Genomic DNA, 22,060 nt, shown 5'->3' with positions numbered 1-22,060 from the left:
AGGTCTCAGCCGTGGGGTATTAATTGATCTGGAAAGGATAAACCGCGCCCAGTTTAAGGATTTGCGTCAGTTCATCCAATGCCGTGCGACATTCGAGCAGCAACTGCGGGTCAGCCAGGTCGGTTTCGCGCAGGCTGTCGCGGTAGTGTTTGTCGACCCATTGGGTCAACGTTTCATACAGCGGTGCAGTCATGATAACCCCTGGATTGACCGCCGCCAGTTCACTCTCCTTCAACGCTACGCGCAAACGCAGGCAGGCCGGGCCACCGCCGTTCTGCATGCTTTGCTTGAGGTCGAAGACTTTGACTTCGCCGATCGGCCCGCCGGAGCTGGTCAGGCTTTGCAGGTAGTGCCAGACGCGTTCGTTGTTGCGGCACTCTTCGGGCACGATCAGCAGCATCGACCCGTCAGCGCGGCTCAACAACTGGCTGTTGAACAGGTAGGAGCGCACGGCGTCTTCGACACTGACCAGGGCGCGGGGTACGCAGATCGCCTGGAAGTTGCCGCCGACCTTGCCCAGCTTGGCCTGCAGTTCAGCGAGCATCTGGTCGGTATTGAGGAACGCATCCTCGTGATAGAACAGCACTTCACCGTTGCCCACAGCGATCACGTCGTTGTGGAACACCCCGGCATCAATCACCGCCGGGTTCTGCTGGCCGTAGACCACCCCGTCATCCTGCAGGCCGTGCAGGCGCGCAACTGCCTGGGACGCTTCGAGGGTCTGACGCGCCGGGTACTTTTGCGGCGCCGGGTAGCGGGTGTCGAACGCACTGCGGCCAAACACGAAAAACTCCACGCCCGCCTCGCCATATTCGCGGCAGAAACGCGTGTGGTTGGCCGCGCCTTCGTCACCGAACTGCGCCACCGCCGGCAACGCGGCGTGGTGGGCGAAGTGCTGCTGATCGGCAAACATCGCCCCCAGCACGCGGCTGGTGGTCGGGTGTTCGATGCTGCGGTGGTATTTGCAGTTGAGGTTCGCGGCAGTGAAATGCACACGCCCGTCAACGGTGTCGGCGCTCGGGCTCACAGTGGCGGCGTTGGCCACCCACATGCTCGATGCGGAACAGCTGGCAACCAGCAACGGCATGGCTTGCTTGGCCGCCTGCTGGATCACCTGGGCATCGCTGCCGGCAAAGCCAAGGCGGCGCAGCGCGGCCACATCCGGACGTTCCTGGGGCGCCAGTACACCTTGCACAAAACCCATGTCCATCAGGGCTTTCATTTTCGCCAGGCCCTGCAGCGCCGCTTCCTTGGGGTTGGAGGATTGCTGGCTGTTGCTCTGGGACGCGACGTTGCCGTAGGACAAACCGCCGTAGTTATGGGTCGGCCCCACGAGACCGTCAAAATTGACTTCACAGGATTTCATCGGCGAGGCTCCACGAACATCTGTTTTTATAAACAATCTTCATCACACCACAGATCGAATGTGGGAGCGGGCTTGCTCGCGAAGGCGGCGGACCAGTTACCTAATCTATCAACTGACAGACCGCATTCGCGAGCAAGCCCGCTCCCACATTTTTAGATCAGCGTAATGCCAGGGGTGAGGGTTGCTGGCAGCACCAAACTCGGGGTCTCCAACGACGCCACCGGGTACGCGCAGTAATCCGCCGCGTAATAGGCACTGGCGCGATGATTGCCCGACGCCCCTACCCCACCAAATGGCGCGGTGCTCGCCGCGCCGGTCAGCTGTTTGTTCCAGTTGACGATACCCGCACGGCTCTGCAGCCAGAACTGCTGGTAGCGCGCCTCGGAGTCCGACAGCAACCCTGCGGCCAAACCGTATTGAGTGTTGTTGGCTTCACGGATCGCCGCTTCGAAATCCGCGTAGCGAATCACTTGCAGCAACGGGCCGAACAGCTCTTCGTCCTCACGCTCGGTCACGGCAGTCACGTCGATGATGCCAGGCGTCAACAAGGCTGCCTGCGCCTGGGGCTGGGTCATTTCCAGCAGCGCCACGGCGCCGTTGGCCAGCATCAGCTCCTGGGCATCCATCAAGGCCTTGGCCGCGCCCAGGGAAATCACCGAACCCATGAAGGGTGGCGGTTGCTGGTCGAAGGCGCCCACGGCAATCGTCGCGCTGACGGCAACCAGGCGCGCCAGCAGTGCATCACCCCAGGCGCCTTCCGGCACCAGCAGGCGCCGGGCGCAGGTGCAGCGCTGGCCGGCCGAAATGAAAGCGGACTGGATGATGGTGTAGACCGCCGCATCGACATCGGCCACCTGATCGACCACCAGCGGGTTGTTACCGCCCATTTCCAGCGCCAGGATCTTGTCCGGGCGCCCGGCGAATTGCTGGTGCAGATGGTTGCCGGTGCGGCTGGAGCCGGTGAAGAACAAACCGTCGATCCCCGGGTTGGCGGCCAGGGCAATCCCGGTCTCCCGCGCGCCTTGCAGCAGGTTCAAGACGCCCGCCGGCAGGCCGGCTTCGACCCAGCACTGCACGGTCAGCTCGGCCACTCTAGGGGTCAGCTCGCTCGGCTTGAACAACACGGTGTTGCCCGCAAGCAAGGCCGGCACGATATGCCCGTTGGGCAAGTGGCCGGGGAAGTTGTAGGGGCCGAACACCGCGACCACGCCGTGCGGCTTGTGGCGCAACACGGCGGTGGCGTCGCCCAGGGGGCCGCTCTTCTCGCCGGTACGTTCGCGGTAGCTCTGCACCGAGATCGCGATTTTGTTAGCCATGCTGGTGACTTCGGTAGCCGACTCCCACAGCGGCTTGCCGGTTTCTTCGCCGATGCAACGGGCGATTTCATCGGCGCGGCTTTTCAAGGTCGCGGCGAAGGTTTCCAGCACGCCGATACGCTCTTCCAGCGGGCGCATGGCCCAGGCCGGGAAGGCCTGGCGGGCGGCCTGCACGGCGGACTCAACCTGCTCGACGGTGGCGCCATTGCCGGCCCACACCACTTGCTGGGTCACCGGGTTCAGCGACTCAAAGCGTTCACCCTGGCCAGCCAGCCAGCTCCCTGCGATATACAGCGAATTCATTATTTCGACTCCCGGGCAGCAGACAACGATACGGCACGCACTTGATCACCGGCCACCAGTTGCAGGCGCTTGGCGGTCAGCGGATCGACCACCAGGGTGCCAGCCGCCAGGCGCGCCGGTGCGGCGGTGATGCGGCAATCTTCACGTTTACGGTTATGCATCAGGAACGGCGTGGCGTCGTCCCCCGGCGTGCCGATGGCCAGCACCAGCGCCTGGCTGTCACGCACCGCACGGATCTTGCCGGTCTCACACTCCACCGCAGGACCTGCGTCGAAAATATCGACGTAGCCCTGGTAGCTGAAGCCTTCGCTCTTGAGCATGCTCAAGGCCGGCTCGGTGTCGGGATGGACCTTGCCGATCACGTTGCGCGCGTCCTCGGACAAAAAGCAGGTGTACAGCGGGAACTTGGGCATCAGTTCGGCGATAAACGCCTTGTTGCCCACGCCGGTGAGGTAGTCGGCCTGGCTGAACTCCATCTTGAAGAAGTGCCGGCCCAGGCTTTCCCAGAACGGCGAACGCCCGGCCTCGTTGGACACACCGCGCATCTCGGCAATGATCTTGTTGCCGAACAGTTGCGGGAACTCGGCAATGAACAGCATCCGCGCCTTGGCCAGCATGCGGCCGTTGAGGCCGTTGCGGTAATCGGCATGCAGGAACAGCGAGCACAGCTCGGAGTTGCCCGTCAGATCGTTGGCCAGGAACAGCGTGGGGATCTCGCGGTAGATATTCAGCTCCTGGGAGGCGCTGACCGTCAGGCCGACCCGGAAGTTGTACCAAGGCTCACGCAGGCCGACCGCACCGGCGATCGCCGAAATCCCCACCACGCGGCCTTCGTCGTTTTCCAGTACAAACAGGTAGTCGGCATCACCACGCCCGGCTTCGCCGCGAAAGGTCTTTTCAGCCCAGCCAACCCGGTGGGTCAGGCGCTCTTCGTTGGCCGGCAAGGTGGTAAGGCCGGTGCCGGTGCTGCGCGCCAGATCAATCAGGGCCGGTAAATCGCTGCTGCGTACGGGACGAACGATCATGCTATCTCCTCGGACGGGCCGCCTGTTACAGGCCACCCGTTAAACTCTGCTTTAAACCGCTACCAGACGCACACTGGCGCCTTCACCGACGCCCAGGGCTTCGGCTGCTTCCAGGTCCAGGGTCACTGGCTTGCCTGGCGCGTAGTCCAGTTCCAGCATCACCGCACGGTAATCCTGCAACTGCGCGTTGCTCACCAGGTACTGGCGGCCGACGCCCTTGACCATTTCGCCGACCTTCACCGGCACCACGCGGCTCTGGGCAATCGAACGGATGCCAGAAACCCGTGCATGCAGGGTCGGGCCACCGTCGAAGATGTCGATGTAATGGTCGGTTTCAAAACCCTCGCGCATCAGGATGTCGAAGGTGATCTGCGCACGCGGGTGCACCTGGCCCATGGCTTCCTGGGCTTCGTCGGGCAACAGCGGCACGTAGATCGGGTAATGGGGCATCAGTTCGGCGAGGAACGTGCGGCTCTTCAACCCACACAGGCGCTCGGCGGCGGCGTAGTTGAGGTCGAAGAAGTTGCGGCCGATGGCATCCCAGAACGGCGAATCACCGTTCTCGTCGCTATAGCCGACAATCTCGGTCACCACCGAGTCCGCAAAGCGCTCGGGGTGGCTGGCGACAAACAGCAGGCGGCCACGGGAATTGAGTTCCGACCAGGCCGACCCCACCAGTTCCGGCACCACGTAGAAACTGGTCAGCAAGCTGTTGCCGGTCAGGTCGTGGCATTGGGACAGGACGTGGATCTTGTTGTGGATCTTCAGTTCGCGGGACGCGTGGACGAAGGTCTCGTTGCGAAAGCTGTAGAACGGCTCGGAATACCCGGCCGAAGCGACGATGGCCGAACAGCCCACCAGCTTGCCGGCGACGGTGTCTTCAAGGACAAAGAAATAGCTTTCTTCACCATTGAAACTCACTTCGGCGGCGAAGGACGCTTCGCTGGCGGCGATCTTGTCGCTCAGGCGTTCAACGTCATCCGGCAGGGAAGTGACACCAATCGGGCTGTCCGCAGCCAGACGCTGTACCTCGCCCAGATCAGCCATTTGCGCGGGGCGCATCACCAGCATGGTGTCACTCCTTAACTCGAAAACTTCATAAAAAAATGCCGGACACTGAACCTGGAATCACCCAGGTCCCAATGTGGGAGCGGGCTTGCCCGCGATTGCGGTGGGCCAGTCACAACAACGTCGACTGACAGATCGCTATCGCGGGCAAGCCCGCTCCCACATTTGATCCGGTTCGTTAGACAAATGTGTCTCTATCAGGCTTGCGTCAGCGTTTTTACAGCACGTTCAAAACGATCCAGGCCTTCGGTGATATCCGCGTCTTCCACCACCAGGCTCGGGGCAAAACGCACCACGTCCGGGCCGGCTTGCAGGATCATCAGGTTTTCTTTCTCGGCAGCGTTGAACACATCCTTGGCCTTGCCTTTGAACGCGTCGCTCAATACGCAACCGAGCAGCAGGCCCATGCCACGGACTTGGGTGAAGATCCCGTACTGCTTGCCGATCTGCTCCAGGCGGGCCTTGAACAGGTCATGCTTGGCGTTGACGCCTGCCAGCACTTCAGGAGTGTTGATCACGTCGATCACCGCTTCGGCTACCGCACACGCCAGCGGGTTGCCGCCGTAGGTGGTGCCGTGGGTACCGACCACCAGGTGCTTGGCCAGGTCTTCACGGGTCAGCATCGCGGCAATCGGGAAACCACCGCCCAGGCTCTTGGCGCTGGTCAGGATGTCGGGCACCACGCCGTAGTGCTGGTAGGCAAACAGGTGGCCGCTGCGGCCCATGCCGGTCTGCACTTCGTCGAACACCAGCAGCGCATTGTTGGCATCGCACAGGTCACGGGCGCCTTGCAGGTAAGCAAGTTCGGCCGGCAATACACCGCCTTCGCCCTGGATCGGCTCCAGGACCACCGCGCAGGTCTTGTCCGACACGGCGGCTTTGAGCGCTTCCAGGTCGTTGAACGGAACGTGGGTGATACCGGTGATTTTAGGACCGAAACCGTCGGAGTATTTCGACTGGCCACCGACGTTGACGGTAAACAGGGTGCGGCCGTGGAAGCTGTTCAGGGCGGCGATGATCTCGTATTTCTCGCTGCCGAAACGGTCGAACGCCACGCGACGGGCCAGCTTGAAGGCGGCCTCGTTGGCTTCGGCGCCGGAGTTGCAGAAGAACACGCGCTCGGCAAAGGTCGCATCGATCAGCTTGTGGGCCAGGCGCAAGGCCGGCTCATTGGTGAAGACGTTGGAGACGTGCCACAGTTTGTTGGCCTGTTCGGTCAGTGCACCGACCAGCGCCGGGTGGGCGTGGCCCAGCACGTTCACTGCGATGCCGCCGGCAAAGTCGATCAGCTCGCGACCCGCCTGGTCCCACACGCGCGAACCTTCGCCACGCACAGGGATGAAAGCGGCAGGTGCGTAGTTAGGCACCATGACCTGGTCGAAATCGGCACGTTGCACCGGGGCTTGCTCAACGGACATCGGAGTCTCCTGAAGAGGAACGCCTGCCTGGAACTGGCGGGCGATGCAGGGATTGTAAGGACAGTTTTCAGAGCGGCCTTGCCGCCAAGCGACAACTTCTTATAGCGCCAACCCGTGTTTTGCGCGGGTTTACGCCAATGCGACAAATAGCGTCGCAAAGGCGCAGTTTAAACCGTGCGCAGGCTTTGTGGGCAGGGGATGACGGGATCTTCGCAAATCCGCAAGACACGCTCGCACTAACTGTCTACCGCCTGGAGCGCCTTGCGCACTGGTTTGCTGAAGGAACTTCAAGAGCCATCAAGGACAGGCACCATGGCGCAACCGCTTGCAACCCAATCCCCGCACCTCGACATCCCCAGCAACGCCATCCCCTCCTGGCTGGGCACTGCATCAGCCGCCAAGCGTGCGGCGCTGGCCGAGGGTACGCCGGCCATTGCCGACTGGTACCTGCGCGCCACCGAGCAGCAGCACGCGCATCTCAAGCAGCTGAATGCCGCCGCCTGGACCGCACAAAACCGCGTGGACAAAGCCCTCGCCGCCCTGCAGAGCCCCGAGACCTTTGGCGCCGCACGCCTGCAAGCGGCGCTCAAGGATGAGTTCGGCGTCGACGCCGACGTGCGCACGACCTACCTGCAACTGTATGTGCCACTGACCCTCGCCGGGTTCACCGTCAAGCCGGGGGCGGCGCGCACATGGTCGGTCTCGTTGCTGGACGCGGCCCTGCATAACTTCGAGACCGACGAGCCCTACGAGCAGCACTCCGGATTCAGCACCCAGCCAACGCCAGCGGGCCAGTTCAGCCAACTGCCGGCCCTGGACGCGAAGATCAGCATCGCCCAATTCACCCAACTGTGCCGCCGCCTGGATATCGGCGCGGCCTATCGGCGCTATCTGGATGAATACCTGGACCTGGACAATCCCGTGGCCCGCACCAGCCTGGAATACTGGCTCAAACAAAGCCACCTGGGGGCGCTGCAGCTGGCGTTGTACATGGCCTTGCTGAAGGGCGACCTGCCGGCCGCCAGCCATGATGCCGTCCTCAACCTGCTCCACAATGGCCATGCAGCACACAACGGCTGCCCGCCGCTGGTGGCCCATGAACTGCTGATAATGGACTGCCGCCTGACTGGCATTGTGCTGTTTGCTCCGGACCTGGAGGCCAGCCGCGAGGTGGTGCCCTTGATCGCCTACATTCCCGACGACCCGCAAACCCCGGTCAAACACTACCCCAGCAGCGCGGCGTTCATGCAAAGCCTGGTCGCCAGGCTGCGCGCCACGGACTATCAACAGTTTTTCAGCCGCTTTGTACGCCACGAAGACGCCGCGGTATTTTTTGCCAACCTCAACCAACGCCTCGGCCAGGTCTCGTGGCACCCGCACACCGCAGGCGATCCGCTGCCCAGTTGGCGCGAGAGCCCCACACAGCGCCCCAACCTGCAGTTTCGCGGGCTTAAAATCAGCGGTGATCTGTTCGTTCATCTGTTCCAGATGCAACTGAGCAAGCTGCAAGCCGACAGCCAGAGCCGCGCTGTCGCCACCGCGCGCGTCGACCAGAACGCCCGTTGGCGACGCTGGGCGTTCATTCAGAAGATCGCCGAAAGTGTTTTGCAAGTTATCGCCTTTGTGGCCCTGCCATTCATCCCGCCCCTGGGCGCGCTGATGCTCGCCTACACCGCTTATCAAGTCCTCGACGAAGCCTTCGAAGGGGTTGTCGACTGGGCCCAAGGCCTGCAACGCGAAGCCCTGGGCCATGCCTTGGGCTTGATGGAACAACTGGCGCAACTGGGCCTGTTTGCCACCGGCATCCCCATCGCCACCGAGTTGCTGCGCAAGGCTTTACCCCAACAGATGCTGGATTTTTTCGAAAGTCTGCTGCCCGTCAAGCGCCCCGATGGTCAACACCGCCTGTGGCAACCGGACCTCAGCCCCTATCGCCAGGAGGTGACGCTGCCGGCCGATACCCGCCCTGACGCGCAAGGCCTGCACCGGCACAACGGCAAACCCATCCTTGCCCTCAACGGCGAGCATTACCACGTAGAACAAGACGCCGGGCGCTATTTCATCCAGCACCCCACGCGCCCTGGAGCCTACCGCCCGCAGGTCATGACCAATGGCCAGGGCGCCTGGGTCACAGAGCTGGAGAACCCGTTGGGCTGGGACCGCGCCACCCTGATGCGCCGCCTCGGTTACCAGACCGATAGCTTCAGCGATGAGCAACTGGCCCAGATCCGCGACTGCAGCGCCACCCACGACAACACCCTGCGAAAAGTGCATGCCACCCAGCAGACACCCCCGCCACTGCTGGCTGACAGCCTCAAGCGCTTTGGCATCGACCAGCAGTTGCAGGACTTCCTGGCGCAACTGAACAGTGACGATCCGGCGGTCTACGCCAAGGCCGATCCGCAGGCCCTGTTGCAGTTACTCATCAGCTATGGACTGTGGCCCTCCAGCAAGACCCTGCGGGTACTCGATGCCAGCGGCAGAACCCTCTGGCAATTCCCCGGTGACGAGGGGGCCAGCACCGTACAGGTGCTGGAAGCACAACTGCACAACGGCGATCTATTGCCGACCCTGATCGAGGGCTTGAGTGAGCCGGAGCGCAAACACCTGCTGGAAGAAGAGTTCGGCCTGCCGCCCTCTTCCAGCCGCACCCGCGCCACCGCCTTGCGCAAGCAATTGGCGCGGATCGCCCAGGACAAGCGCTTCTCGTTATTCGAGTCACGCTACCGCGGCCTGGACCGCGCGCCCAATGCCCGGGTCCAGAAAATCATCGACAGTGCCTCGCGCCCCGGCCTGCCCGCGCCGGTGGCCGAGGAACTGTTGTCCAGCGCCAGTGGCGAGGAGCTCAAGGCCATCGACGCCGGTAATGTACCCACGCGCCTGGCGGAACTGGCCGAGTGGTCGCTGCATGAAGTGCGCACCACCCGCGCCTATGAAGGGCTGTACCTGGACACCGTGGAGAACCCGGACACTTGCCGGTTGGCCCTGCACTCCCTGGAAAACCTCAGCGGCTGGCCGACGTGGATACGCCTGGAACTCAGGGAGTACCGCGCCGAAGGTACGCTGCTCGATGCAATCGGCCCCACCTATGCGTTGACCAAAAGAACCCTGGTGGCGACACCCGACGGCCAATACATCCCGGAAAACGGCCAAGGCGCGCTGTTCGGCAGCACGGATTTTTACACCGCCATCCTGCAAGCCCTGCCTGACAGTGCCCGGGATGCCCTGCAGATCCATATCGGCCAGGGCCCGCGCCTCAAGCAGGCAATCGGCGAACACCCACTGGACCGCCCGAGCCTGCGTACGCTGCTTGATACCGACCCGCCGCGCAAACCCGCCTACGATCCCACTGTCATGCGCCTGCGCGGCGGCATGGACGGCTACCCGCCGGCCCTTCCCGAACAGCCAGGCCCAAGCCGCGGCCCTTCACTGGAGCAACAACTGCAGACGCTGCGCCCGCAACTGTCGCCGGCAAAAGTCCGCGAAATGATCGCCACCCTGCAAAACACCTTTGGCGGTGCCCAGCCAGTGCTGACGCGCCTGAGAAACGAATACATCCGGCTGGACCTCGCCCTGACGGTCTGGGAATCTCAAACGCCCGACCTGCACCCTCTCACTCGGGCGCCGCTCAGTGCGACTGACAAGGAGTACCTGCGCCGTGATCGCAGCCTGTTCGCCCACCAGTTGCGCCGGGCGTGGCGCCAGGAAACCGCAATCGACAATTTCTACGAGGCACCGGCGACGAACGGCCGCATGCTGCGACTGTCCGGCCCACTGCTCGGCGAACTGCCCGCACTGACTGCAAACTTCGACCATATCTCGCACCTGGAACTGCAAGGTGCGCACCAGCGCATCGACGTCGACGGTTTCCTGCAGCTTTTTCCAAGGCTGCGCTACCTGAGCATCCGCAATGTAGCCTTGAACGAACTGCCGACTTGCCTGGCCTCGTTCACTGGGCTCAACGAACTGATCCTGAGCGGTTGCAACATCAGCCTGACCGAGCAAAGCCTGGCTGTCGTCAACAGCATGACGCGCCTATTGACCCTTGACCTGTACAACAACCCCCTGACCCTGCTGCCCAACCTGGAACAGATGCCGCAGTTGCAATACGTGGACTTGGCCAGCACCGGCATCAGCCAGCTGCCTCCTGGTCTGTTGAGCCGCGCTCATCTGATATTCGTGATGCTGTCCAACAACCAGATCAGCGACCTGCCTGCGCAGTTGTTCGAGCTGCCCACCGACATCACGCGGCACTTCGACCTGTCCGGCAACCCGCTTTCAAACGAGGCGCTGGAGCGCATCAAAATCTACTTCCAGCGTACCCATCACTATCTGGAAGCCACCCCGCCCCAGCCCGACGTGGAGCAGGCCAAACGGTTGTTCCCCTCATTCAACGGCGATCAAATCAACCGCTTCATTTTTGCCCTGCCGGGCGACCTGGCTGCCGGCCGCACCGAGATGAACCGGTTGGAAAGCGAGTTTCCCCTCATCCGCCTGGACACCCTCGACTGGGCCAACGACAGCCGCGTCGACGCGGCAGAACAAGCCTTGCGCCACAGCTTCATTGATGCCCTGGAGACAGGCTGGCGCCGGGATGTGACGTCGGGCGAGCCACCCGAGGGGCAACCCACGTCCAGCTACGAATTCAGCCTATTCATCACCGTGAGCGGCACACTGCCCGCCCTGCGTGCATCCTTCAATCACGTGTCGATGCTCGCGCTCAAAGGTCGCGGGACACCCTTGAATCTGGATGCGTTCCTGCAGAGCTTTCCCGCGCTGACCGGGCTGCATATCGAGGACTACGCACTGGGTGAACTGCCGCAGATCAGCCACTTGCCGCAACTCTCCTACCTGGTGCTGGAACGCTGCGCCCTGAGCTTATCGCCCACCAGCGCGCAAGCCTTGCAGCGCATGGTCGAACTCAAGCACCTGAACCTGAACAGCAACCCTTTGACGACACTGCCGGACTTCAGCCGAATGCCACAGCTGATCAGCCTCTCACTGCGCAACACCAGCTTGACGCAACTGCCCGACTCACTGATTCAACCCGCCACGGTGCGCGCTCGCGTGGACTTGAGCCAAAACCTGCTGCGCGAGCTGCCAGACCAGGCCTTCCTCTTGCCCCCCGCCGTCAGCGCCGCGCTTGACCTGTCGAGCAACCCCTTGTCGCCCTCCACCCTGCGACGTGTGAAAGGCTATTGCCAAACCAAGGGAGAACACTGGAACGCTGACATTCCCGCCAGCGATCTGCAGCGCCTCAAGACCCTTTACCCCACGCTTTCGGAGCGTGACAGCAAGCGCATCTTCTTCGAACTGCCGGGCGAACTGGAGGACGCCGACACCCATATCAACCGCCTGAGCGCCGACTACGCAGAGTTGGGCACCCAGCTGCAGGAGTGGGCCTTGAACGTGCCGCTCATGGATCAATTGCAAGTCCCGTTACTGAACGAAAACGCGCGTGCCGAGGAACAGGTTCGCCGCTTGGCGCTCAAGGAGTTACTCCTGGGCTGCTGGCGTCGAGAGACGGAACCGGACGAAACTCAATGGCCGACTCGGCGCAGCTACAAGCTGATCTTCAACAACTCACTGCTCGGCGATCTGCCGCCGCTGAATGTGCGCCTGGAGCATGTCACGCTATTGGAACTGATGGGCGACGGTAACCATAAACGTGTAGGCGAGTTCCTGCGCGCTTTCCCCAACCTGACAAGCCTGACGGTGGAGCGCCATGCCCTGCAGCGCATTCCCGAGCGCGTGTTTGATCTCAATCACCTGCAGCACCTGAAACTCAACGAAAACTCAATCCACCTGACACCAGACAGCATCGAGCAGCTGTCGCGCCTGACCAACCTCACCCACTTGGACTTGAGCGACAACCCGCTCACGCTGAGTCCGGACCTGCGCAATCTCACACGCCTGGTCATCGTCTACCTACACAATTGCGGGTTGAGCGAGCTGCCGCTGGCAGTGTTCAGCCTGCCACGCTTGCAGGCCCTGGATTTGAGCGACAACCTGATCCAGCACCTGCCGACAGACCTGCTGGAAATGCCCTTGCCCCTCAACGACGACTCAGACCTGAGCGGCAACCCCTTGTCCGCCGCAAGCATGACGCTACTGCGCACTTACTATCGGCAGACCGGTTATGAGTTGGGCGTGGAAGAAGCGATGTTCGACGAAAACCGTGCCGCACTGACACCGCCCAGCACGCCAGAGCCTATGGAAGAGTGAGCCTGCTGCGGTAAGGGGGCTTGTCCCCTCTCCACAACAAGCGGCGCCTTGTCAGCCGCGCTCGGAGGGTACCGACGACAATTCGAACGGGCTGCTGCTACGGCGCTGGTTGCGATCTTCACGGGGGGTGGCGCCAAAGAAGTTGCGGTAGGCGCTGGAGAAGTGCGGCCCCGAGGAGAAGCCGCAAGACAGGCCGATCTGGATGATCGACTTGCTGGTCTGCATCAACATCTGCCGCGCCTTGTTCAGGCGCAGCTCCAGGTAGTACTGGCTGGGAACGCGATTGAGGTACTGCTTGAAGATCCGTTCCAGTTGTCGTCGGGACACGCATACGTGCTGGGCAATTTCGTCGGTGGTCAGCGGCTCTTCGATATTGGCTTCCATCAACAACACGGCCTGGGTCAGCTTCGGGTGGCTGGAGCCCAGGCGGTTTTGCAGGGGGATTCGTTGGCGCTCGCCGCCTTCGCGGATGCGCTCCACCACCAGTTCTTCGGAGACCGCACCAGCCAGTTCGGCGCCGTGGTCACGGGCCAGCACCGCCAGCAGCAGGTCGAGCACCGACATGCCACCGCAGGCCGTCAGGCGATCACGGTCCCAGTCGAACAAATGGCTGGTGGCGATGACCTTGGGAAAGCGCTCGGCGAAATCGTCCTGCCAGCGCCAGTGCACGGCGGCGCGGTAGCCGTCGAGCAACCCCAGTTGCGCCAGCGGATACACGCCTGCCGACAGGCCGCCGATCACGCAACCGGAACGAACGAGCTGCTTGAGCGCCGAGCTTAGTTGCGAGGCGATCACGGTCGGCGGTTCGTCGGCCAGCAGGAACAGTTTCTGGAAGCCTTCGAGCTTGCCGGCCCAAGGCTCGCCCGGCAGTTGCCAGGCGCCTTCGGTTTGCGGCTCGGCCTGCAGGAACGACAGTTCATACACCACATCCGGATGCACACGCTGAGCAACGCGCAAGGCCTCCTCAGCCAGCGCAAGCGTGAGTGCTTTTGTGCTGGGCCAAATCAGGAAACCAATTTTATGGGCGGTCATGGAGTGCTATCCGAAGCGAGTAACGGTAATGAAGACAAAGGCCAATGCTAGCCCGTAAACCAACACAAAGCTTAAAAACGATAAAGACCTGCTTTCCTGTAGGAGCGAGCTTGCTCGCGAAAAACCTGAGAACACCACGGGGTATCAGGCTTCCCGCGTTTTCGTTGACGATCTTCGCGAGCAGGCTCGCTGCTACAGGGGGAGCAACGGCCTTGATTATTTCAAGCTACCGGACAGGAACTGCTGCAACCGCTCGGACTGCGGGTTGACCAGCACTTCACGCGGGTTGCCGCGCTCTTCGACAATGCCTTTATGCAGGAACACCAACTGGTTCGACACCTCGCGGGCAAAGCCCATTTCGTGGGTCACCACCACCATGGTGCGGCCTTCCAGGGCCAGGTCCTGCATGACTTTCAAGACTTCGCCGACCAGCTCCGGGTCGAGGGCCGAGGTCGGCTCGTCAAACAGCATCACCTCAGGCTCCATCGCCAGCGCCCGGGCAATCGCCACGCGCTGCTGCTCACCACCGGACATATGGCCGGGGAAAGCGTCCTTGCGGTGGGCCACGCCCACTTTGGCCAGGTAGTGCTCGGCCTTTTCACGGGCGTCTTTTTTCGACATGCCCAATACGTGCACCGGTGCTTCCATGACGTTTTCCAGCGCGGTCATGTGCGACCACAGGTTGAAATGCTGGAACACCATCGACAGGCGCGAACGCATGCGCTGCAACTGCTTGGGGTCGGCGGCTTTCATCGCGCCGTCCTTGTTGGCCACCAGCTTCAGCTCTTCGTTATTGAGCAGGATCTTGCCGGCGTGAGGCTGCTCCAGCAGGTTGATGCAGCGCAAAAAGGTACTTTTGCCAGAACCGCTGGAACCGATGATGCTGATCACATCGCCGGCCGCGGCGGCCAGGGACACCCCTTTGAGCACTTCATGACTGCCATAGCGTTTATGCAGGTCTTGGACTTCAAGTTTGTACATGCGGTCGGTTCTCACAAAAACAGTTGGTCAGTCGTTGAGCAAGCGCCCGTGACGCAGCGCTTCGCGCCCCGCCACCTTGGCCAGCCAGAAACCCGCTTGGGCATAACGTAGCCGTTCAACGGCAAACAACACCCCCGAGGTGCCGGCACAGACAATGCTGACGCGGTCGGCCACAGGGTCAATCACTTCAAAAATCGGTTCGCCGGTTTCCACCCAGTCACCGGCCTTACGCAGGTAACTGATCACTCCGGCATGGGGTGCAAACAGCAATTCGGTGCCCTCGAAGGGCACCCCATCACACGGTTCGTATTGCGGCGCCGCAAATTCACCGTTGATCAGGCCCTGCTCGGCGAGGAACGCGAGGATGCCTTCGGCATGGAAGATGGCCTCGTCGCGTCCGGTATCGGCCTGGCCACCCAGCTCCAGGGTTGTCGCCAGGCACGCCAGGGGAATCTGCGCCTCGGGAAACGCCCGCGACAAACGCAGCCAGGGCAGCGAGCAGGCTTCATCAAACGAACTGCCACCGGAGTCTTCCGCCAACAGGCCGACTTTTACATTCAAGTGCGCCGACAACGAACGCCATTGCGGCCAGTGCTGGGGCAGCGCGTACATGTGCAGCGCGGCTTCGGCGTCGCAGTGCAGGTCGAGGACCACATCGGCGGTGCAGGCGTGGCTCAGCAATACCCGTTGCATGCCTTGCAGCTGGCTGCTCGGCTCAGGCAGCGCGTTGAGCGTGTCGCTCATCGCCTGGCGGATCATGCGCACGTTGGCGTGGGGATCATCCCCCAGCTTGCCCTCCAGCAAGGCCGCAACCGGCTCGCTCAACTCCACGAAATCACGGTTGAAGTTCTTGCCGCTGCCAATCTCGAAACGCCCCTGGTGGCTGCCTTGCAGCAGTTGGCCGAGGCCCATCGGGTTGGCCACCGGCACCAACTCGATCACCCCGTTGAGGGCGCCCTGCTGCTCCAGTTCGACCAGGCGCTTTTTCAGCTCCCAGGCCGCGCGCATCCCCGGCAATTCATCGGCGTGCAGGCTGGCCTGGATATACGCCTTGCGCTCGCCGTGGCCGAAACGGAACACCGTCAGTTGGCGCTCGCAGCCCAAGTGGCCCCAGGGCAGTACGTGATCGATGCGTTCCATATCAGTGCTTCCGTGGAGCCAGGTAGCTCAACCAGCGACGCTCGGCCAATTTGAACAGGCGCACCAGGATGAACGTCAGGCACAGGTAGAACAGGCCAGCGGTGATATAGGCTTCGAACGGCAGATAGTACTGGGCGTTGACCGTACGTGCGGCACCGGTGATATCGATCAGGGTGACGATGGAGGCCAGGCTGGTGGTCTGCAGCATCATGATCACTTCGTTGCTGTACTGCGGCAGCGCCCGGCGCAGGGCCGAAGGCAGCAGGATGCGGCGGTACAGCTTGTAGCGCGACATGCCCATGGCCTTGGCCGCTTCGATCTCGCCGTGGGGCGTAGCCTTGAGGCTGCCGGCAATGATTTCGGCGGTGTAGGCGCTGGTGTTGATGGCAAAGGCCAGGCACGCACAGAACGTTGCGCTGGACAGCCACGACCAGAGGAAACTCTCGCGCACGGCTTCGAACTGGGCCAGGCCGTAGTAGATCAAAAACAGTTGCACCAGCATCGGTGTACCGCGGATCACGTAGGTGTAGAGCCAGGCCGCGCCGTTGACCAGCGGCTGCTTGGACACCCGCATCAGCCCCAGGGGGACGGCAGCGAGCAAGCCGAAGAACAGCGAAATCAACAGCAGCTTGAGGGTGGTCAGCAGGCCGCCAAGGTACAGCGGCATGGCCTCCCAGATGACGTTGTAGTCGAAGATCATAGATCAGCCGCCTTTACGCCTACCGAGTAGCGCTTCTCGAGATAACGCAGGGCCAGCAACGAGACGCTGGTGATCACCAGGTACATCGCCGCCACTGCGAGGAAGAAGGTAAAAGGTTCGCGGGTGGCATCTGCCGCCTGCTTGGCCTTGAACATCATGTCTTGCAGGCCCACCACCGAAATCAACGCAGTGGCCTTGGTCAATACCAGCCAGTTGTTGGTAAAGCCGGGGATTGCCAGCCGGATCATCTGCGGCACCATCACCCGGAAAAACACCTGGAACGGGCTCATGCCATAGGCCATGCCCGCTTCGGCCTGCCCCTTGGGGATGGCCATGAACGCACCGCGGAACGTTTCCGACAGGTAGGCGCCAAAGATGAAACCCAGGGTGCCGATGCCGGCGGCCAAGGGGTTCAGGTCAATATAGTCGTCGTAGCCCAGTAGCGGCGCGACGCGGTTGAGCAGGTCCTGGCCGCCGTAGAAAATCAGCAGGATCAGCACCAGGTCGGGGATCCCGCGGATCACCGTGGAGTACAGGTCACCCAGCCAAGCCAGCCAGCGTACCGGCGACAGGCGCAATGCAACCCCGATCAGACCCAGAACAATGGCCAAGGCCATGGACGACAAGGCGAGCTGAAGCGTCAACCATGCGCCATCGAGGATAACGGCCCCGTAGCCTTTCAACATGATTCAGGTCCTCGAAAAGGCGGATGAAAAAATGGCGCAAACTTCAGAGACCCTGGTGCTTGCGCCATTCTGGACAGACAACTGCGAAGGTTTACTTGGCGTCGGCGCCGTAAATATCGAAGTTGAAATACTTTTTCTCGATTTCTTTGTACTTGCCATTGGCGCGGATCGCGGCGATGGCAGCATTGATGCGGTCCAGGTTGGCCTTGTCGCCTTTACGTACTGCGATACCGATGCCATCACCGAAGTATTTGGCGTCGGTGAACGCAGGACCTACGAACGCGTAGCCTTTGCCAGAGTCGGTCTTCAGGAAACCGTCTTCGAGCAGGGTCGCATCGGCCACGGTGCCATCAAGGCGACCGGCAGCCACGTCCAGGTAGATTTCGTTCTGGGTGCTGTAAGGAACGATGGTCGCACCTTTAGGCGCCAGGACTTCCTTGGCGAAACGGTCGTGGATCGAACCGCGCTGTACGCCGATCTTCTTGTCCTTGAGCTCAACCAGGCTGTCGCTGACGGTTACGCTGTCCTTCATCACCAGGCGGGCTGGGGTCAGGTAGTAGCGGTTGGTGAAGTCCACGGACTTCTTGCGGTCGTCAGTGATGGACATGGACGACAGGATCGCGTCGATCTTGCGTACTTTGAGGGCCGGGATCAGACCGTCGAATTCTTGCTCGACCCAGGTGCACTTGACCTTCATCTCTTCGCACAGGGCGTTGCCGATGTCGTAGTCAAAACCGACGATGCTGCCATCCGGCGCCTTCGAGGCAAACGGAGGGTAGGCTGCTTCGATACCAATTTTCAGCGGCTTCTCTTCAGCGAAGGCCTGCATGGACAGCACGGACAGCGCCAGGGCGCCCAACAGCACGAGTTTCTTCATCTTGGGACTCCATCGGTATAGGACAAAAACAGCAGTATGAGCCATGGCCCACGATGCGACTGAGTGAAACCGAATAGCGGTGCTGCGTCCTACACCAGTTGAACATGGCGACGACGAGCGAGTGATCGGCATTCTAACGACAGGCCGGAAGCCGATATTTCCTCAATGCGACAACAATTTACAGAAGCACCGAGAAAGCGACCCCAACACATTGACAGCCTCTGATTTTTATGCAGAGGCAAAAGATATTAAACCTATTAACGCTGCAAATTGCGGGCCTATTATTCGCAAACCCTTCTATTCCGGCAAGTGTAGCGTTTGATCTAATTTTACCGGGCGTCTAAAACGGGCGTTTTCGGGGCATGGATGTAGCACTTTGCCTCATGTTTGGGCGCAAGGTTACACATTTGCACCGCGGGGTAACATTCAGAAACGTCCTACTAGATAAACCGATATTTATTGGCTTGGTGCTGAGGGCGGTCTGTCAGCTCCCCCACCCCATTTGAAACTGACCCACCGCTATCACAGGCAAGCCAGCTCCTACATTGAGGGTATTTCATAGTGAGATCCCACAAAAAAGCCCCACCCGGCCTACGCCGAATGGGGCTTGGTCCCATAAACCCGCTTACGCGACGTTCATGGTCTTGTGGGTATCAATCAAATGCTGCACCACGCTTGGATCGGCCAGGGTGGAGATATCCCCCAACCCGTCATACTCGGCCGTGGCAATCTTGCGCAGGATACGGCGCATGATTTTCCCCGAACGGGTCTTTGGCAAACCAGGTGCCCATTGGATCACGTCCGGCGATGCAATCGGGCCGATCTCCTTGCGCACCCAGTTCTTCAGCTCCAGGCGCAGCGCTTCGGTCGGCTCCTCACCGTTTTTCAGGGTGACATACACATAGATGCCCTGGCCCTTGATGTCGTGCGGTACGCCGACCACGGCGGCCTCGGTGACTTTCGGGTGGGCAACCATGGCGCTTTCGATTTCGGCGGTACCCATGCGGTGCCCGGAAACGTTGAGCACGTCATCCACGCGGCCGGTGATCCACCAGTAGCCATCTTCATCGCGACGCGCACCGTCGCCGGTGAAGTACATGCCACGGAAGGTCTTGAAGTAAGTGTCGACGAAACGGTCATGGTCGCCATACAGCGTACGCGCCTGGCCCGGCCACGAATCGAGGATTACCAGGTTGCCTTCGGCAGCCCCCTCGATGATGTTGCCCAGGTTGTCCACCAACGCTGGCACCACGCCAAAGAACGGACGTGCCGCCGAACCCGGCTTGAGCGCGTGGGCGCCCGGCAATGGGCTCATCAGGGTTGCGCCGGTTTCGGTCTGCCACCAGGTATCGACAATCGGGCAACGGGATTGGCCGACGTTCTTGTAGTACCAGTCCCACGCTTCCGGGTTGATCGGCTCACCCACCGAACCCAACAGGCGCAGGCTGCTGCCATCAGTGCCTTCGCAGGCGGCGGTGCCGGAGGCCATCATCGCGCGGATCGCGGTCGGCGCGGTGTAGAGGATATTGACCTTGTGCTTGTCGACGATTTTCCCGACCCGCGTGATATCCGGGTAGTTCGGCACGCCTTCAAACAGCAGCGTGGTCGCGCCATTGGCCAGCGGGCCGTAGACAATGTAGGTGTGGCCAGTGACCCAGCCGACGTCGGCGGTGCACCAGTAGACCTCGCCCGGACGGTAGTCGAACACGCGCTCGTGGGTCAGGGCCGCATACAACAGGTAGCCGCCGGTGGTGTGCTGCACGCCCTTGGGCTTGCCGGTGGAACCGGAGGTATAAAGGATGAACAGCGCTTCTTCGGCGCCCATCTCTTTTGGCGCGCAGACGGTGCCCGCCACTTTCATCAGGTCTTCGTACCAGATGTCGCGATGCTGGTTCCACTTGATCTGGCCATTGGTGCGCTTGCACACGATGACTTTCTGGATGCTGCTGGTTTCCGGGTTGGTCAGCGCATCGTCGACATTGGCCTTGAGCGGCACCTTCTTGCCGGCACGAATACCTTCGTCGGCAGTAATCACCACTTTGGATTTGCAGTCGATGATGCGACCGGCCAGGGCTTCAGGGGAGAAGCCGCCAAACACCACCGAGTGGATCGCGCCGATGCGGGTACAGGCCAGCATGGCGACCACGGCTTCGGGGATCATCGGCATATAGATGGTCACCACGTCGCCGCGGTGCACATCCTGGCCACGCAGGGCGTTGGCGAACTTGCAGACTTGTTCATGCAGTTCGCGGTAGGTGATGGTGCGGCTCTCGGAAGGGTCGTCGCCCTCCCAGATAATCGCTGCCTGGTCGCCACGCTCGGCGAGGTGACGGTCCAGGCAGTTGTAGGAAACGTTGAGGGTGCCGTCAGCGAACCACTTGATATCCACATGGTGGTCGTCGAACGAGGTCTGCTTGACCGTGGTGAAAGGCTTGATCCAGTCAAGACGCTTGGCTTGCTCGCGCCAGAAGCCGTCGGGGTTGACCACCGACTGCTGGTACATGGCCTTGTAGGTCGCCTCGTCGGTCAGCGTGTTGGCTGCTACTTCGGGGCGAACGGGGTACAGGGAAGCCGCACTCATCTTTCTTACCTCGGTGACAATAGTTGTTGTTGTATGCCCCTGTTTTAGCCGGGGTAGGCCTATAGAACCATTCGACGATGGTAGTAACAAGCCCCTACAAATTACCCTGATATCCCCTTGCAGCGCTCTGGCTCGGCGCCTGTAGCGCATTTTGCAACACTGCAAAAAACCTCTGTCGTGGATTGTTACGAAAACCACCAATAGTGTTTATCAAAAGCACGGGTATATGAATGCAACCCAGGCGCCTAAAATCGGCCTCGCCAACAAGGCACCGTGATTAACCAAGTTGCAGCCCCCCACGAAGGCACGTTAATCCGAACTCACTACTCAAGTTACACACGTGGCCTCACAAGGGCCCCGTGACCCCCTTCGACTGTAAAAAGGTAAATTGGAAATGAAAGCTTTATTAGTTATGGCCCTTGCCAGCCTGTGCGCTACCGCAGCCCTGGCCGACGAGATCCCGACTGACGTAGCCAGCCAGAGCACCGCCGTTGTTGAGGAATACACCTACTCCACTGATCTGGATATTGCCAAGGTGGTATCCATGAGTTCCATTCCGAATGTCTGCGAAGTTGTTCCAGCGCGTATGGAATATGAAGATCACCAAGGCCAGCGTCATATCCTTAATTACAAAGTCATGGGTAACGGTTGCTCTAACGGATAATTAATTAGTTAGTTGAAACCTATCCTGGCAATGTTCGCCGCAAGGAATTGTCCTTGCGGCAAAGAAACACCCGCAAAACCCTCGCCTTGCCCCCTGCTCCAAAAATACCTCACCGCCCGTCAAAAAAATCCTACCCCGGCAAACCCTTGTAAACCCGCACCCCGGCCGGAAATACCCTCATTTTGGCCCTTGGCTGAGGCTATCCGCCGCAACACAAAGCCAAATTTTTCCCTATAATGCGCGGGTAAATCGGGCCTGCAATATCCCTTTACACGGGGGTAACGAGCCAGACCTGAGGCCCCGCAGGAGTACGACACCGTCGCTCCGCCCCTCAGGCCTCATGCAGAGTACCCGTAGCCCTATTCCGTTTAATGCCTGCGCGAGCTGTTGCAACAAACGATTCCTTAAAGATCCACCGCGGCCCTTGGGCCGTGTGAACACCCAACCATCCGGTTTCACACGGGCACCATTGGCCCTCACGCAGGAGACGACACGTCATGCTGAGCTGGGACGAATTCGACAAAGAAGAAGAAGGCGAAGTAGCCGCCAAAGGCGCCAACGCCGGCCACGCCACCGAAGCCAACATGGACCGCCTCGACGGTGCCGGCGCCGCCGCTGCCATCGAAGCCCGCGCCGTGACCGCCAATGACTCCGCCGCCATCGTGCGGGCCAAGGCTG

The 22,060-nt window shown here is 61.1% G+C and carries 14 protein-coding genes and 1 pseudogene; 3 read left to right on the top strand and 12 right to left on the bottom strand.

Going from position 1 to position 22,060, the window contains the following annotated elements; translation table 11 throughout:
* Positions 1-19: 19 nt before the first annotated feature.
* From astB to FIV38_RS17305, 5 genes are all read right to left on the bottom strand, one after another.
* A complete protein-coding gene (gene astB / locus FIV38_RS17330) occupies positions 20-1,366 on the bottom strand; it encodes an N-succinylarginine dihydrolase (RefSeq protein ID WP_029294455.1) in 1,347 nt (448 codons plus the stop codon).
* 152 nt (positions 1,367-1,518) lie between these two features.
* Positions 1,519-2,988: a succinylglutamate-semialdehyde dehydrogenase gene (gene astD / locus FIV38_RS17320; RefSeq protein ID WP_167362653.1), complete on the bottom strand. Its 1,470-nt coding sequence runs from the start codon at positions 2,986-2,988 to the stop codon at positions 1,519-1,521.
* Positions 2,985-4,010, bottom strand: a complete 1,026-nt coding sequence (gene astA / locus FIV38_RS17315; protein ID WP_070994679.1) for an arginine N-succinyltransferase — start codon at positions 4,008-4,010, stop codon at positions 2,985-2,987. Before astA ends, astD begins: the two co-directional genes overlap by 4 nt.
* Before the next feature lie 51 nt (positions 4,011-4,061).
* Positions 4,062-5,081: an arginine/ornithine succinyltransferase subunit alpha gene (aruF, locus tag FIV38_RS17310; RefSeq protein WP_029294448.1), complete on the bottom strand. Its 1,020-nt coding sequence runs from the start codon at positions 5,079-5,081 to the stop codon at positions 4,062-4,064.
* A 194-nt stretch (positions 5,082-5,275) separates the two neighbouring features.
* Complete coding sequence (locus FIV38_RS17305; protein ID WP_029294446.1) at positions 5,276-6,496, bottom strand: aspartate aminotransferase family protein; 1,221 nt, start codon at positions 6,494-6,496, stop codon at positions 5,276-5,278.
* A 312-nt stretch (positions 6,497-6,808) separates the two neighbouring features.
* On the opposite strand from FIV38_RS17305, the gene FIV38_RS17300 reads away from it, so the two are divergent.
* Entirely contained in the window at positions 6,809-12,721 is a 5,913-nt protein-coding gene (locus tag FIV38_RS17300; protein ID WP_092237654.1) for a dermonecrotic toxin domain-containing protein, read from the top strand.
* A 51-nt stretch (positions 12,722-12,772) separates the two neighbouring features.
* Here FIV38_RS17300 and FIV38_RS17295 read toward each other — a convergent pair whose 3' ends face one another.
* The 7 genes from FIV38_RS17295 to acs form a co-directional block, all read right to left on the bottom strand.
* Positions 12,773-13,753 (bottom strand): GlxA family transcriptional regulator, encoded by a 981-nt coding sequence (locus FIV38_RS17295; protein ID WP_070994681.1) that lies wholly within the window; start codon positions 13,751-13,753, stop codon positions 12,773-12,775.
* A gap of 216 nt (positions 13,754-13,969) precedes the next feature.
* On the bottom strand, positions 13,970-14,734 hold the full coding sequence (locus FIV38_RS17285; RefSeq protein ID WP_029294441.1) for an ABC transporter ATP-binding protein: 765 nt from the start codon (positions 14,732-14,734) through the stop codon (positions 13,970-13,972).
* Positions 14,735-14,761: 27 nt separating this feature from the next.
* Positions 14,762-15,874 (bottom strand): succinylglutamate desuccinylase/aspartoacylase family protein, encoded by a 1,113-nt coding sequence (locus FIV38_RS17280; RefSeq protein ID WP_092237657.1) that lies wholly within the window; start codon positions 15,872-15,874, stop codon positions 14,762-14,764.
* Position 15,875: 1 nt separating this feature from the next.
* On the bottom strand, positions 15,876-16,574 hold the full coding sequence (locus FIV38_RS17275) for an ABC transporter permease (protein WP_092237660.1): 699 nt from the start codon (positions 16,572-16,574) through the stop codon (positions 15,876-15,878).
* The gene (locus FIV38_RS17270) at positions 16,571-17,260 is read right to left on the bottom strand and encodes an ABC transporter permease (RefSeq protein WP_029294434.1); all 690 of its coding nucleotides are present in this window, start codon (positions 17,258-17,260) and stop codon (positions 16,571-16,573) included. The genes FIV38_RS17275 and FIV38_RS17270 overlap by 4 nt, the downstream gene beginning before the upstream one ends.
* Positions 17,261-17,351: 91 nt before the next feature.
* Positions 17,352-18,137, bottom strand: coding sequence for an ABC transporter substrate-binding protein (locus FIV38_RS17265; protein ID WP_070994684.1), 786 nt, complete (start codon positions 18,135-18,137; stop codon positions 17,352-17,354).
* A gap of 625 nt (positions 18,138-18,762) precedes the next feature.
* Positions 18,763-20,718 (bottom strand): acetate--CoA ligase, encoded by a 1,956-nt coding sequence (gene acs / locus FIV38_RS17260; RefSeq protein ID WP_029294430.1) that lies wholly within the window; start codon positions 20,716-20,718, stop codon positions 18,763-18,765.
* A gap of 394 nt (positions 20,719-21,112) precedes the next feature.
* Here acs and FIV38_RS17255 point away from each other — a divergent pair, with 394 nt between their 5' ends.
* Positions 21,113-21,382: a DUF2790 domain-containing protein gene (locus tag FIV38_RS17255; protein WP_092237663.1), complete on the top strand. Its 270-nt coding sequence runs from the start codon at positions 21,113-21,115 to the stop codon at positions 21,380-21,382.
* A gap of 497 nt (positions 21,383-21,879) precedes the next feature.
* Positions 21,880-22,060 (top strand): annotated as a pseudogene (locus tag FIV38_RS17250) (ribonucleotide-diphosphate reductase subunit beta); the annotation flags it as partial.

It is taken from the genome of Pseudomonas proteolytica, assembly GCF_007858275.1.
GTDB lineage: Bacteria > Pseudomonadota > Gammaproteobacteria > Pseudomonadales > Pseudomonadaceae > Aquipseudomonas > Aquipseudomonas proteolytica.
The sequence above is the reverse complement of the archived record's forward strand: the minus strand, read 5'-3'. Positions and strand labels throughout refer to the sequence as shown.